The sequence below is a fragment of the Clostridium sp. BL-8 genome, from assembly GCF_002006495.1.
In the GTDB taxonomy this organism is placed as follows: domain Bacteria; phylum Bacillota; class Clostridia; order Clostridiales; family Clostridiaceae; genus Clostridium.
In genome coordinates, this window is record NZ_LZZL01000054.1 from 1 (window position 1) to 14,211 (window position 14,211).

Here is a 14,211-nt window from a genome sequence, read left to right on the forward strand (position 1 = left end):
ATCCTAAGTATATAAAAACTGTATGGGGAGTTGGATATAAAATTGAAGGGTAAAAATTTTGGGGGAATTAGGTTTGCATTTCTTGTCATTTTTTTAGTGTCTTTAACTTTAAGTATAGTAATTACTCTTGTTATAAATGGGGCTTGGAGAGACGAGCAAACAGATTATTCAAATCAAATAAGAAATTTTACTTATAATTGCAGGGAAATATATAAAGAAATAGATGAAAACATGAACAGTGATGAAAAACTCCAAGAGATTGTAAGCAGAGATACCATTAGATTTAAAGTATTCATAGTTGATAAACAGGGAAAAGTGCTATTTAGTCCTGAAAATAACGGGATAAAGCAGTTTGATATAAATAAAATTTTAAGTGAGCAATACAAATCTAATTTTGATAAAAATAACATAATGCATTATGATATAAAAGCCTTAGGGGAGGAGAGATATGTTGTTGTTTCAGATGTTTTGTACAAGGGAGATATTTCAGCTTCAACCCTTTTTCCTTTAGGAATAGTAATATTTGTAGTGTTATTCTTATTATTAACTTATGGAAAAGTAAAGTATATAAATAGTCTGTCAAAAGGACTTGTAGAAATATCAAAAGGGAAGTTAAACTACAGAGTTGAAGTAAAGGGACGAGATGAGCTATCTATTCTTGGAAAAAATATAAATTATATGACTGAAGAACTAATGAATTTGAAAGAGAAAGAAAAGGAGATTGAAAAGAATAAAGATAGACTTATAGTAAGTGTATCACATGATTTAAGAACACCATTAACATCAATTATTGGCTATATAAAATTGATAAAAGAGAATTATAAAGTAAAAGATGACATAAGCAAGTATATAGATATAATTGATAATAAGTCCAATAGATTAGAAGAGTTAATAAATGATCTTTTTGAATACACAAAACTCACATCTTGCGATATTAAACTTCAAAAGGTGAATATCTCATTAAATGAATTTATGAGACAAGTTATAGAGGGAATTATGGCTGTATGTAACCAAAATGATTTAAATATTTTATTTGAAGCGCCAAATGAAGATTTAAATATAAATGTAGATCCAGCAAAAATGGTAAGAGTCTTTGAAAATATAATTTCTAATGCTATAAGGTATAGTAATAAGAATAATGACATAAATATAAAGATTCTTAAAACTGAAAATAGAGCAATGGTAACCATTGAAAATGAGTGTAAGCCAATAAAAGAAGAAGAATTAAATAAAATTTTTGACATGTTTTATAGAACTGATGAATCAAGAAATAATCAAACTGGGGGTTCAGGTATTGGACTTTCAATTGCTAAAAGTATTGTGGAGTTACATGAAGGCAAGATATGGGCTGAGTATAAAGAAAATAAAATATGTATTAATATAATTATATAATTGGTGGATTTTAAGGGTAACGTTTCACCTTTAACATGAAACCCACAACCGCTTGTATGTGCTTTAAATAGCTCCTTATAGGCGGTCGTGTTTTTTGTCACGGGAGCTTCATTAATAATAAATTTTAATTAGATGATAATGTAATAAGCTACATAAAATATATTTACTATATTTAAAATTACTTTATTAGATAACGTAGCTTTTATATTCTAATTATTATTTCATTTTATAATTCATTGACCTCCGTACATTTTTTTGTAAATAGGAATTACTAATTTTGTGCAGTAGGACGGACAACAATCTCGCTGACATCAACATCAGTTGGTTGCTCTATGGCAAATGCAATAGCACGAGCGATTGCTTCGGGAGATATTGCAAATTTATCACGCGATTCCATAAGTTGAGTTTTAAGCGTTGAATCTGAGATACTTTCAACAAAAGGCGAATTAACAAAGCCTGGTGAAATAACAGTCACTCGTAATTTATCGCCGGCCTCTTGACGTAGACCTTCAGATATTGCACGTACCGCAAATTTTGTGGCAGAATAAACAGATTGGTTTGAAACAGTCTTAAGTCCAGCTGTGGATGCTGTATTTATGAAATGTCCAAAACATTGCTTGCGGAATATAGGAAGTGCTGCAGCTATTCCATATAGAACACCTTTAATATTAACATCAATCATTTCTTCCCATTCTTCTACACGTAAATCATCAAGTGGTGAAATCGGTCCAATACCAGCATTATTAATTAAAACATCAACTTTACCATATTTATCACATGCCAACTTAATAAGAGAAGACAAGTCATCTCGCTTTTTTACATCTGTGCGTGCATAAGCAACTTCACCACCTGAATTAATTATATGTTGTGCAAGAGTGTGTAGACGATCTAAACTGCGCGCTCCGAGTACGACTTTAGCACCACGCTCTGCAAGTAAAATTGCAGTAGCTTGACCTATTCCACTGCTTGCACCGGTAATTACAATCACCTTGTCTTTAATTCCATCAGATAATAATATTTTATTATTTGTACTCATGTTATCCCTTCTTTCTATTAACTAGTCTTTTCATAGTAATGACCAATTAATGTTTAAATAATATCATAATAATAATACTATGTAAACAAAAAGTGTGAATTTTGTAAAGTGAGTTTATTTTGTGTTTATTGACTGCTATATAAGTTTATATGTATAATTAAAAATATAAACTTATAGGAGGTAACGGAATGGATCTACATACTGATGGACAGCACGATGAAAGAAGAAGCAAGTTGCTGAAAAAAATAGCACTGTCTGTCATGAAAAACGGTTTTCAACAACTGAGAATGGAAGATATCGCTAAACATATGGATATAAGCAGGACTACAATGTATAAACATTTTTCTTCAAAGGAAGAAGTGATTGATGGTGTAGTTCAAGTGTTTGTTGATTATATAGCAACACTGGAATGGGAAAATGCGGAGGAAGATGAATTAGAGTTTGGAATTTGTTTTCAGAAATTATATGGTCAGACATTATCAATTGGAGGTATTATTACTGATAGATTTATTAAAGATCTTCAATCAGCATATCCTAATCTATACGATAAATTGGAAGATGCCTTGATAATGCATAAAAAAAAGGCTTTGGAATTTTATAAGACTGGAAAAGATAAGGAAATATTTAATCCGATTAATGAAAATTTTATTTTGCTTCAAGATGATCTTCTGTTACGAGAGATTATTAACACAAAATATTTAATTTATAATCAAACATCAATTAGACAAGTGCTTTATGATTATTATCAGTTCCAGAAAATACAGTTATTTAAAGCTGAAAAATTATCTATAGTCGATGATTCAAAAATTGAACCGATTATTGAGCATCTTGTTGAAAAGTTTAATAAAACATTATAGTTAGATTACTATTAATATAGCATATATACTAGCAGATATTACATTTTCTCAAGATATAAATTTACTAAACAAATCGAGAGAATATTTAAAAAGCTATTTCAATCTTTTGGAGATTGAAATAGCGTAATTGCAAAACTAATACTACTGAATTATATATGGATTATAGTGAGAATGTTTCAGGTTCAGCAGTATAAGAATAAATAGTAGCAGTTCCTTTTGTAAAGTATAAAACTGAAAAAACTCCATTATCAGCGCTATGATTAGATTTTAAAAATGGATTAGATTCTAGAGCAAATTCCTTTGCTTCACGTCTTTCATCATTTGCAACTTCTCCAGCAATACGAATCCATTGTCCATTTTTATTCATACAGGAAATTTCGACTTTAGGGTTTTCTAACATTTGTTTAAAGCATTTTTTTGTATTCTCTGTGACAATGTATAATTTTCCTTCATATTCAAAGACAGCACCAAATGGTCTTACTCTTGGTTGGTTACCTTCAGTAGTTGCTAAATAAAAAGTACCGCTTTCTTTTAAAAATTCTAATGCATTGCTCATATTCATAAGTATTGCTCCTCTCGTATATGTGTATTAAACTTGACGTCATGTTAATAATATCATATATAATAAATATGAAAAGTACGAATTTTAAGTGGAGTAAGTATCTAATTAGATACTGTGAAAGGAGCTATGATGAACAATAACAGTTTTGGGAAATGTACATATCTTATAGCGCAAAGAATATTTTCTGGGAAATGGTCAATATTAATTATGTATAATTTGAATGATGGAGTACTACGTTTTGGAGAATTACAAAGAAGAATGGATAATATCGCACAGTCTACATTAACAAAGGAATTACGAATACTAGAAGATTATGGAGTGATTAATCGACATGTTTATTCGGAAATTCCACCAAGGGTTGAGTATTCACTAACAGACTTGGGAAAGGAATTCAAGCCTGTGTTAGAACAGTTTGGAATTTGGGGAGATAAGTATATTAAATCTACTAAAAATGAATAGGTGATAACTATCAGAATGTATTATTAAGGAATTATTTTATGAATTACTAAAGATAAATACAAATTGTAAAAATCGTATTATTCAATAAATTGAATTTGCGATTTTTTTGTATAATACAAATATATTGCAAAAGAGAGACTTAAAAATGATATAGAAAAAATTCTACTTGCTCATCTCAATCTGTGAAGTGACACATATCAAAATCTGTTAACATTCCTTTAGTTTGATTTATATGCGATCTTTTTATTTTGTAGGGAAATAAAAATATATAAATATACAATATATATTTGTTAATTTTTAAGTTGATGACTTAGAAGAAGGCAAGAACTATCAAAAGTTAAATCTTAACAAGTGCTATAATGATTGCAAAGAGGTGATATTGGTGACACATATTCAAGAAATTCAGGCATCATTAGATTATATTGAAATGAATTTACATGAAAAACTGACTTTAGATGAAATTTCTAAATTTGCAGGGTTTTCGAAATTCTATTTTCATAGAGTTTTTCAAAAAGAAGTAGGAATTGCGCTATATGATTATATCAGAAGGCGAAGACTTGCTAGGGCAGCTTCAGTTCTGCTAAATACAAATACACCTATACTCGATATCGCTCTAACATACCGCTTTGAATCTCAAGAAGCATTTACCAGAGCTTTTAAAAGTGTTTATCAATTACCTCCAGGGAAATACAGATCAGCTATTAAGGATTTAATTATAGGAGGCGTAAATATGAATAAGCAAAATAAAATAAAAGGTTGGATTATAACAGGAACAGCACCTGAAAAATACCAGATTAGCATAGACAATAAGATATATCACATGGGTTCAAAGGCGGCTACAATTTGCTCTGTAGGAGATGAATTTTCAATTGAAGAATATGGAACTATAATGCAGCAAATTAGTGCTAAAACTTTTGTTAGGAAGAGAATGTGCTTTTCAGGTTTTGTAAAAACCAAAGAAGTAGAGGGATGGTGCGGATTATGGATGAGAATAGACAGCAATTTGGGTGTTACACTTAAACTTGATAATATGCAGAGTAGAGCAATTACTGGAACAACTGAATGGAATTATTATTCTTGTGTACTGGATATTCCAGAGAATGCAGCTATTATAAATATTGGAGTATTGTTAAGTGGTAAAGGACAGCTTTGGTTTGATAATGCTGATTTTCAGAAAGTAGATTATAATACACCGACAACTGAATTTGTTCCAGAAGAAATATTCCCTGACCATATTTTGAATTCATCGTTTGAAGAAGTTTGATTAATAATATTTATAATTTCTTGTAGTTCAATTACTTTCTTAATTATATAATATCTCTATTAATGGATTTCAATGGTTACGCTTCACCTCTCAACCATAAAACCCGCGACTATTTGTATGTGGCTTAAATAGTCGTGGTTTTTTATTGCTACAGGCGGCTTCTTTGCATTTTGCAAAAGATGAAATAATCTATAAATTAATCAATATTAGAATTTAGTTTATTTTTTTCTTCAGAAACCGTATGGAGAATTCTCTTTAGAATAGTAATTGTTTGTTCTTCTTCTTTTTTAGATAAATTTCTAGAAAAAATAGACACTAATTCTAAAAATGCTGCATCTATTTTAGGTATAACTTTTTTTCCTTCCTCCGTTAAATATAACTTATAAATACGCTTATCATTTTCATCTTGAACTCTTTTTACATAATCATTTTCTATTAAATTTTTTACTGCTTTTGCTGTAGTTGATTTACCTACATACAAAAATTCACTTAACTCTTTCTGATTTATACCTTCATTTTTTGAAATTACATATAAAAAATCATGTTGGCCACTTCTAATATTTAAATCTATAAGCTTGGAATTTATTATGCTCTGAGCATTTCTGTAAATTGCTGCATTAAGTTTACTAATGTTCTCCATATTTACTTATCTCCTTTACATTAGTTTCCTATAAAGTGAAACTTTTCAGGTGGAGTTTTAACTCCAGCTGAATTTAGTTGAACTTATCCAGGAGCGTGCAACCGTTATCTCCCGCTTAAAGAAAAAGGAGTGTTACGGTTGCTAGCTATCGGATAAAACCATCTTAATTATATAGATAAATAATTATAGTTTCAATAATTTACTAGGATATATATATTTTCGAATTATAGATTAGTATTTTAAAATATAGATATTATCTACAAAAAGAAAGCTCTGCCCTTGATAAGATGCAGAGCTGACTTTGTATGTGATTAATTTATACTTTGAGAATTTATGTTACGTACAAATTATAAGGTAAAATGCTACTTTTGTATTTGCGATTGAAGTCTCTTTTTTTTACCAATAATGAAATAAAGAATAAACGCTATAATAGCAGATCCACTTGCCCAAAGATACATTTGAGCATATCCGACGTTTGATGAAACTACTCCTAAAATTACTGCCCCTAATCCTATACCACAATCAAATGCAGTGAAAAATGTAGCATTGGCAGCACCTAGACGTGAAGGTGGAACACCAGTCATTGCCATTGTCTGTAAACTAGATTGAGTTGCTCCAAAGCCTATTCCGTAAATAAATGCGGCGATTAAAAACATGCTAATATTTGAAGCCTCAGACAACAGTGCCATAGATACAATTACACATATAAAACCTGGAATAATTGCATAGTCAAAACCTAATTTATCTATTATTTTACCGAATATTGGTCTAGAAATAAATAAGGATATTGCATAGACTGTAAAGAAAACTCCAATGTTCTCTATGCCTTTTTGTGAGGAATAAAGAGGTAAGAAACTGGTTAATGCACCATAAGTTATTGTTACAAAAAATACTATAATAGAAGGATTTACAGATACTTTTTCATACAATGAAGCTTTTATTTCAGTTTGCTCTTTAATCTCAATTTTTTTATATTCTAATTTAAAAGCAATAATAGCACCAAGCACGGCTAGTATGGTAGATATTAAAAATAGAACTTGAAAGCTATATTTTGATATCACAAATAGTCCAATTGTAGGAGCTACTGCCATGGCCAAACTACTTGTTAAACTAAAATATCCCATTCCTTCACCAAAGCGATTCTTAGGAATATTATCTGCAGCAATTGTATTGGAAGCTGTACTTGCTGCACCCCAACCAAAGCCATGTATAAAACGCATTATAAGAATTGCACTAATAAATGGAACTAGTGAATATGAGAATACTGATATAATAAATATAAATAATCCAACCAAAAATACCTTTTTTCGTCCTAATTTATCAAGAAGTAATCCTGAAATTGGCCTAATTATTACTGAAGATACTACAAATGATCCAGTTACTAATCCAATGATAGAGTTTGTCCCTCCGAGTTTTTTTGCATATAGCGGAAGTGTAGGTAATAACATTTGAAATCCAAAAAATATTAATAAGTTTATGACGTTTATAATGACGAAGTTTTTTGTCCAAAGAACCTTATCTTTTTGTATATCTTTTTCCATGATTATTCTCTCCTTTGTAATATTAGTTTCCTTTGCAACTAATATTAATATAACACGAATTAGTTTCCCTTACAACTAGTTTGACTGATAGATCAAGTAAAATGAAATTTTTATATGGAAAGTATTTTTTGATTAACGAAGATAAGTTTGAATTAGCTTATAGAATAACATTGGATGATTAAAAAATATTAAAAGTGGTTGTTGCTCAAAGGGAAAAATGGAATTACAATAATTTAACGAGGAGAGTTTATATGAGAATAATAATTAACAAAGAGATTAATATACCTAAAAATAATTTAAAAAAGTACCTTATAGATAAAACGCTTATTATTTATAAGGTACTTTTTTAATTATTTATACATTGAATTTGAGCTGTTAATAACTAACTAAAAATTATGAAATATGAAATATTAAATTTTCAATATAGAATTTATTTTTTTCAATATTACCGACTGCACTCAGAAGCTTCACCAGTTAGAATATCAATTCCATGAGGAAGGGCAGGTAGTATAACCTCTAGATTTTCTACAGCACCTTTTGGACTTCCAGGTAAATTTACTATTAAGGTGTTTTTTCTAATTCCGCTAACAGCTCTTGAAAGCATAGCTTTAGGAGTTATTTTTAGTGAAGCACTTCTCATTGCTTCAGGGATACCAGGAACTAGTTTTTCTATAACACTTGTTGTAGCTTCTGGAGTAACATCTCTTTTTGAAAAACCTGTTCCACCATTTGTTAAGATCATATTAATACCTAAGGAATCGCAAAGATATATTAGTTCTTCTTTTATCATTTCAACTTCATCAGGGATTATTTTATAATAATCTACAGAAAATTTATCACTTGGTAGAATATCTTTTATAGCTGGACCAGTTAGATCTTCTCGTTGATTATTGTAGCCTTTATCACTTATAGTTAGTATTGCTGTACTTATCATTATGTTTACCTCCTGAGGGAAGATTTGTATTAGTAAATATTTAAACTTAAATAATTATACTATAATTTAATTATAGATGAAAATATTAATATTAAATATAAGATCAATTAAAGAAAAAATGAAAGACTTAAGATAAGTGATAATTAGTTAGAAATATGTAAAAATAAAGCTTTAAATGAAGAATTCCATCAACATCTTGGATTGACTAAAATATTGCATAAGGATAAAATATATAGAATCGGATTTTGTTAATAAAATAGGAGATTTAAATAGAAAATGAGTGATATAAATCTTGAATTGCAAGAACGAATTAAAAAAGTTACAGTTAAAATTGTAAAACATTACAGAGGTAGAGGGCCAGAATATGTTAAGGTAAATAGTAATTCCACTGATACAATAACTGTAGAGATAAAGGGTATTCTTTCAAATCTTAGCGAAATTTTGGTTAATGAAGGCGCTGTCGACATAGTGACGGACTATTGGAAAATAATGAAGCCTCATCTTGAAAAAAATTTTCTTCAGGAAGTAAAAGATATATTGAAAAAAGACTTTACTTATAGCTGGAAAATTTGTAATATAGAAAATGATAATAGAACAGTAGTTATAACGATAAAATTAGTAAATTAAGTTCTAAAAGTTAATAAATTAAGGTTGGATTGAAAAGAAGAATATTAATAATATTTTAGCTTTTAAATAAACCAGTACTGAGGACCGTTGGAATAAGCAGTCCTTGTACTGGTTTTTTATTTTTTTAGATATAGTTGATTTTATGAGTAGATAATTAAAAGGAGTGGAGCAGAATATGGAAAAGAAAGTGTTAACAGTGTGTCCTTATTGCGGAAGTGGGTGTAATTTATATCTTGTAGTTGAGGATGGAAAGATTGTAAGAGCGGAACCTGCAAATGGTGATAATAATGAAGGAAAATTATGTTTAAAAGGATATTATGGCTGGGATTTCTTAAATGACCCTCAAATATTAACTTCTAGAATTAAAAAGCCTATGATAAGAAAAAATGGAGAATTAGAGGAAGTTTCATGGGATGAAGCTATTAAATTTACAGCAGAAAATCTTATGAAGATAAAAGCTAAATATGGACCAGATGCAATTATGGGTACAGGTTCAGCTAGAGGTCCAGGTAATGAACCAAACTATGTAATGCAAAAGTTTATGAGAGCAGTTATTGGAACTAACAATATAGATCATTGCGCTAGAGTATGCCATGGACCATCTGTTGCAGGACTTACTTATTCACTAGGTGATGGGGCAATGTCAAATTCTATTCCAGAAATTGAAGATTCAGATGTTTTATTTATATTTGGATATAATCCTGCAGAAACTCATCCTATAGTAGCAAGAAGAATAGTTAAGGCTAAAGAAAAGGGTGCAAAAGTAATTGTGACAGATCCTAGAAAAACAGATGTTGTAAGATTGTCTGATTTATGGCTTCAACTAAAGGGTGGAACTAATATGGCTCTAGTTAATGCCTTTGGAAATGTGTTAATAAATGAAGATTTATATGATCATGATTATGTAGAAAAATACACTGAGGATTTTGAAAAGTATAAAGCAGAAGTAGAAAAATATACTCCAGAATATGCTGAAAAAATAACAGGTGTAAAAGCTGATTATATAAGAAAAGCAATGAGAACTTATGCAAAGGCTAAAAATGCCACAATATTATACGGTATGGGAGTTTGCCAATTCTCACAAGCTGTTGATGTAGTAAGGGGCCTTGCATCTATTGCCCTTTTAACAGGAAACTTTGCAAGACCGAGTGTTGGAATTGGACCAGTTCGTGGACAAAATAATGTACAAGGAACTTGTGATATGGGGACAATCCCTAATAATTATCCAGGATATCAGCTTGTAACAGATAAGAAAGTACAAGAAAAATTTGAAAAGGCTTGGGGTGTTAAACTTTCAGATAAAAATGGATACTTTTTAACTCAAGTGCCTGAATTAGTTCTTAAGGAAGATAAAATAAAAGCCTACTATATATTTGGAGAAGATCCAGTTCAAAGTGATCCAAATGCAGCAGAGCTTAGAGAAGCTTTAGATAAAATTGAATTCATAGTGGTACAAGATATATTCATGAATAAAACAGCTCTTCATGCAGATGTTATTTTACCTTCAACTTCTTGGGGAGAACACGATGGAGTTTATAGCTCGGCAGATAGGGGCTTCCAAAGAATAAGAAAAGCCGTAGAACCTTTAGGGGATGTAAAAACTGATTGGGAAATAATAAGTGCAGTAGCAACAGCTATGGGTTACCCAATGAATTATAAAAATACAGAAGAAATATGGGATGAAATGAGAAGTCTATGTCCTAAGTTTGCAGGAGCAAGCTATAAAAAGATTGAAGAACAAGGAATTGTTAGATGGCCTTGTCCTACAGAAGATCACAAAGGAACTCCTTATTTATATGAAGGAAATAAATTTACGACTCCTAGCGGTAAAGGAAGATTATTTGCTTGTGAATGGAGACCACCAGTTGAATTAACAGATGAAGAATATCCTTTAAGTTTATCAACTGTAAGGGAAGTTGGACATTATTCAGTAAGAACAATGACAGGAAATTGCCGTGCCCTTCAAAAGCTTGCAGATGAGCCAGGATTTATACAAATGAGTATTGAAGATGCAGAGGAGTTAAATATAAAAGACCAAGAACTTGTAAGAATAACATCTAGAAGAGGAAGTGTACTATCAAGAGCACTTATTACTGAAAGAGTTAAAAAGGGTTCTACCTTTATGACATATCAATGGTGGATTGGTGCATGTAATGAGTTAACTAATGATAGTCTTGATCCTATTTCAAAAACTCCTGAATTTAAGTATTGTGCTATTAAGGTTGAAAGAATTGAAGATCAAAAATCAGCTGAGGAATATATAATAACCGAATACAAAAATATAAGAAAGAAAATGAGAATAACATCTGAAAAATAATATTTGGAAAGGAAATAGCAATGATTAGTGTAGAAGAAGCTTTAAGAATAATTTTAGAAGAGTCTAAGGCTTTAGAAGGTGAAGAGAAGGATATTTTATCTTGTTTAAATAAGGTATTAGCAGAAGATATATATTCTAGATATAATCTTCCACCCTTTGATAAATCAGCAATGGATGGATATGCAATAAAAGGTGAGGATACTGATTTATATGAAGATGAAGTTTCAATAGAGCTTGAAATAGTTGATCTTATAAAAGCTGGGGAGTTTAGTGATAAAGAATTAAAAAGCGGGCAAGCAATGAAGATAATGACAGGAGCACCAGTGCCTAAAGGTGCAAATGCAGTAATACAAATTGAAAAAGTAGAGGTTCATGAAAATACTCTTTATATTTCTGAGAAAGTTAAAAATGGATGCAATGTAATAAAACTTGGTGAAGAAATTAAAGTAGGAGATATTGCTTTAAGAAAAGGAACGCTGATTAGGCCAACTGAAATTGGAGTTTTGGCTTCCTTAGGTTATAGCAAAATTAAGGTTCATAGAAATCCAGTAGTAGCAATACTTACAACAGGAGATGAACTTGTAGACATAAATGAAACTCCTAAGTTTGGACAAATAAGAAATAGCAATGAATATTCGCTAAAAGCATTAATTCAGAATTTAGGCTTAGAAGCTTTATTCCTAGGAATTGTTGAAGATAAAAAGGATACTTTAAAAAATAAAATTAAAGAAGCATTAGAAAAATCAGATGTAGTTATAACTTCAGGTGGTGCATCAGTTGGAGATTTTGATTTTGTAGAACAAGTATTGAAGGAAATGAATGCTGATATAAAATTTCAATCTGTAGCTATAAAGCCAGGAAAGCCAATAAGTTTTGCAGTTATTGCTAAAAAACTATTTTTTAGCTTACCAGGTAATCCATTATCAGCAATAACTACCTTTGAAGAATTCGTAAAGCCAGCTTGTGAAAAAATGCTTGGTAAAAACATGGAGAGCGATAATACTTTCCCAGTTATACTAGCTGAAGACTTTAAGGAAAAAGAAGGCAGAAGTAAGTACATATATGTAAAGATAAAAGCTGAGAACGGAAAGTTATACGCATATAAGGCCGGATCTCAAAGTTCTAACCAGTTGATTACTATGAGTAAGGCAAATGGAATAATAATAATGCCAGAAGGAATTGGATATAAAAAGGCAGGGGAAGTTTTAAGTGGAAAATTCATCTTTAAATAAATCAAGTGAGATTAAAGTAATATCTATAGTTGCAACTAAATCTGAAACAGGGAAGACAACGCTCATAGAAGCATTAATACCTATATTAAAAGAAAAAAACTATAACATAGGAGTCTTAAAACACGATGCTCATAATTTTGAAATTGATAAAGAGGGAAAAGACAGTTATAGATTTGTAAAAGCTGGAGCAGACAAAATGGTTATTTCGTCAAAAGAAAAAATAGCTATGATAGAAAAAACTAAGGAAGAAAAAGAGCTTGAAGAAATACTAGAGCTATTTGCAGGTATGGATTTGGTAATCATAGAGGGGTATAAAAATAATGGATACCCTAAAATAGAAGTTCATAGAAAAGAAGTTGATTCAAAGCTTCTATGTGAAAATGAAAGTTTAGATAGAACGAAATTTTTAGCAGTAGCTACTGATGAAAAGCTAAGTTTAGATATAGAACAATTGGATATTAATGATGTGAATAAGATAGCTGAGTTTATTGAGGACAAAGTTATTTTTAAAGTGCGCAAAGGAGAAATAAATAATGGAAAAAACATTAGAATGTAAAGTTTTTAAAATAGAAGACGGCATTGGGAAAGCAGATGTAGATGAACTTTTAGTTAGAGAATACCCACTAACAATTTTTCTTAATGGAAAAAAGTTAGCTACACTTTTATGTAGTCCAGAAAACTTAAAAGCATTGTCAGTTGGTTTTTTAAGAACAGAAGGTTTAATAAATACTAGTGATGATATAATATCTTTTAATTTAAATGAAGAAAAAGGAATTGCAGAGGTTGAGATTAAAAATAAAGATGCTGCTCGCGAAAGCTTTTTCTCTAAGAAAATTGATTTAGAAAGTATAAAGGATCAATCAATTGATGGAATTGATAATTTCTTAGATTCCTTAAACTGCAAGCCTGTTGAAAGTGATGCAAAAATGTATACTGAAAAAATATTTGAATTTATGAGAACAAATTTAGATTATTCAGATATTTTTAAGAACACAGGAGGAGTTCACTGCGTTGCATTATGTGATAGCAATGAAATGCTGGTAGTGTATGAAGATGTAGCTAGACATAATGCATTGGACAAGGTTATTGGAGAATCGCTTATGAAAGGTATATTCCTTAAGGATAAAGCGGTTATACTTAGCGGAAGAGTATCTCTTGAAATGATATTAAAGGCAGCTAAGCTGGAAATACCAATAATTATATCTAAATCAGCACCTACAAGTCTTTCTGTGGCGCTTGCCAAAAGATTAAATATTACCTTAGTTGGATTTGTAAGAGGCAATAAAATGAATATATATGCTAATGGATATAGAATTGTAGATACTAATAAAAAATCAGAATTCTAGTATT

General features: G+C 30.2%; 14 protein-coding genes. 9 read left to right on the forward strand and 5 right to left on the reverse strand.

Going from position 1 to position 14,211, the window contains the following annotated elements:
- The first annotated feature begins 42 nt into the window (after positions 1-42).
- Positions 43-1,392, forward strand: a complete 1,350-nt coding sequence (locus CLOBL_RS17495) for a HAMP domain-containing sensor histidine kinase (RefSeq protein WP_077860215.1) — start codon at positions 43-45, stop codon at positions 1,390-1,392.
- A gap of 271 nt (positions 1,393-1,663) precedes the next feature.
- On the opposite strand, the gene CLOBL_RS17500 is transcribed toward CLOBL_RS17495, so the two are convergent.
- On the reverse strand, positions 1,664-2,428 hold the full coding sequence (locus tag CLOBL_RS17500; protein ID WP_077860216.1) for an SDR family oxidoreductase: 765 nt from the start codon (positions 2,426-2,428) through the stop codon (positions 1,664-1,666).
- Positions 2,429-2,616: 188 nt separating this feature from the next.
- Here CLOBL_RS17500 and CLOBL_RS17505 point away from each other — a divergent pair, with 188 nt between their 5' ends.
- On the forward strand, positions 2,617-3,285 hold the full coding sequence (locus CLOBL_RS17505; protein ID WP_077860217.1) for a TetR/AcrR family transcriptional regulator: 669 nt from the start codon (positions 2,617-2,619) through the stop codon (positions 3,283-3,285).
- Positions 3,286-3,445: 160 nt separating this feature from the next.
- Here CLOBL_RS17505 and CLOBL_RS17510 read toward each other — a convergent pair whose 3' ends face one another.
- Entirely contained in the window at positions 3,446-3,841 is a 396-nt protein-coding gene (locus CLOBL_RS17510) for a pyridoxamine 5'-phosphate oxidase family protein (protein ID WP_077860246.1), read from the reverse strand.
- Positions 3,842-3,973: 132 nt separating this feature from the next.
- Here CLOBL_RS17510 and CLOBL_RS17515 point away from each other — a divergent pair, with 132 nt between their 5' ends.
- On the forward strand, positions 3,974-4,306 hold the full coding sequence (locus tag CLOBL_RS17515; RefSeq protein WP_035302562.1) for a helix-turn-helix domain-containing protein: 333 nt from the start codon (positions 3,974-3,976) through the stop codon (positions 4,304-4,306).
- 382 nt (positions 4,307-4,688) lie between these two features.
- Positions 4,689-5,570, forward strand: a complete 882-nt coding sequence (locus CLOBL_RS17520) for an AraC family transcriptional regulator (RefSeq protein ID WP_077860218.1) — start codon at positions 4,689-4,691, stop codon at positions 5,568-5,570.
- Positions 5,571-5,766: 196 nt separating this feature from the next.
- Here the strand turns inward: CLOBL_RS17520 and CLOBL_RS17525 are convergent, their stop codons facing one another.
- From CLOBL_RS17525 to CLOBL_RS17535, 3 genes are all read right to left on the reverse strand, one after another.
- Positions 5,767-6,210: a MarR family transcriptional regulator gene (locus CLOBL_RS17525; protein WP_077860219.1), complete on the reverse strand. Its 444-nt coding sequence runs from the start codon at positions 6,208-6,210 to the stop codon at positions 5,767-5,769.
- Between the two features lie 362 nt (positions 6,211-6,572).
- Positions 6,573-7,751 carry an MFS transporter gene (locus CLOBL_RS17530; protein WP_077860220.1) on the reverse strand — a complete coding sequence of 393 codons (1,179 nt, stop codon included), beginning with the start codon at positions 7,749-7,751 and terminating at the stop codon, positions 6,573-6,575.
- A 445-nt stretch (positions 7,752-8,196) separates the two neighbouring features.
- Positions 8,197-8,685: a MogA/MoaB family molybdenum cofactor biosynthesis protein gene (locus CLOBL_RS17535; RefSeq protein ID WP_065419130.1), complete on the reverse strand. Its 489-nt coding sequence runs from the start codon at positions 8,683-8,685 to the stop codon at positions 8,197-8,199.
- A gap of 276 nt (positions 8,686-8,961) precedes the next feature.
- Between CLOBL_RS17535 and CLOBL_RS17540 the strand changes: the two genes are divergently transcribed.
- From CLOBL_RS17540 to fdhD, 5 genes are all read left to right on the forward strand, one after another.
- Entirely contained in the window at positions 8,962-9,312 is a 351-nt protein-coding gene (locus tag CLOBL_RS17540; protein ID WP_077860221.1) for a Na-translocating system protein MpsC family protein, read from the forward strand.
- Between the two features lie 175 nt (positions 9,313-9,487).
- Positions 9,488-11,629 carry a formate dehydrogenase subunit alpha gene (gene fdhF / locus CLOBL_RS17545; protein ID WP_077860222.1) on the forward strand — a complete coding sequence of 714 codons (2,142 nt, stop codon included), beginning with the start codon at positions 9,488-9,490 and terminating at the stop codon, positions 11,627-11,629.
- Between the two features lie 20 nt (positions 11,630-11,649).
- A complete protein-coding gene (gene glp / locus CLOBL_RS17550) occupies positions 11,650-12,861 on the forward strand; it encodes a gephyrin-like molybdotransferase Glp (RefSeq protein WP_077860223.1) in 1,212 nt (403 codons plus the stop codon).
- Entirely contained in the window at positions 12,839-13,417 is a 579-nt protein-coding gene (mobB, locus tag CLOBL_RS17555) for a molybdopterin-guanine dinucleotide biosynthesis protein B (RefSeq protein ID WP_077860224.1), read from the forward strand. Before glp ends, mobB begins: the two co-directional genes overlap by 23 nt.
- Complete coding sequence (gene fdhD / locus CLOBL_RS17560) at positions 13,395-14,207, forward strand: formate dehydrogenase accessory sulfurtransferase FdhD (RefSeq protein WP_077860225.1); 813 nt, start codon at positions 13,395-13,397, stop codon at positions 14,205-14,207. Before mobB ends, fdhD begins: the two co-directional genes overlap by 23 nt.
- Positions 14,208-14,211: the final 4 nt, after the last annotated feature.

What these genes read in the sequence shown, in the direction of transcription:
- CLOBL_RS17500 (WP_077860216.1), bottom strand. Translation starts at nt 2,428, where the DNA reads ATGAGTACAAATAATAAAATATTATTATCTGATGGAATTAAAGACAAG.
- CLOBL_RS17535 (WP_065419130.1), bottom strand. Translation starts at nt 8,685, where the DNA reads ATGATAAGTACAGCAATACTAACTATAAGTGATAAAGGCTACAATAAT.
- CLOBL_RS17530 (WP_077860220.1), bottom strand. Translation starts at nt 7,751, where the DNA reads ATGGAAAAAGATATACAAAAAGATAAGGTTCTTTGGACAAAAAACTTC.
- CLOBL_RS17540 (WP_077860221.1), top strand. Translation starts at nt 8,962, where the DNA reads ATGAGTGATATAAATCTTGAATTGCAAGAACGAATTAAAAAAGTTACA.
- CLOBL_RS17505 (WP_077860217.1), top strand. Translation starts at nt 2,617, where the DNA reads ATGGATCTACATACTGATGGACAGCACGATGAAAGAAGAAGCAAGTTG.
- fdhF (WP_077860222.1), top strand. Translation starts at nt 9,488, where the DNA reads ATGGAAAAGAAAGTGTTAACAGTGTGTCCTTATTGCGGAAGTGGGTGT.
- CLOBL_RS17525 (WP_077860219.1), bottom strand. Translation starts at nt 6,210, where the DNA reads ATGGAGAACATTAGTAAACTTAATGCAGCAATTTACAGAAATGCTCAG.
- CLOBL_RS17515 (WP_035302562.1), top strand. Translation starts at nt 3,974, where the DNA reads ATGATGAACAATAACAGTTTTGGGAAATGTACATATCTTATAGCGCAA.
- fdhD (WP_077860225.1), top strand. Translation starts at nt 13,395, where the DNA reads ATGGAAAAAACATTAGAATGTAAAGTTTTTAAAATAGAAGACGGCATT.
- glp (WP_077860223.1), top strand. Translation starts at nt 11,650, where the DNA reads ATGATTAGTGTAGAAGAAGCTTTAAGAATAATTTTAGAAGAGTCTAAG.
- CLOBL_RS17510 (WP_077860246.1), bottom strand. Translation starts at nt 3,841, where the DNA reads ATGAGCAATGCATTAGAATTTTTAAAAGAAAGCGGTACTTTTTATTTA.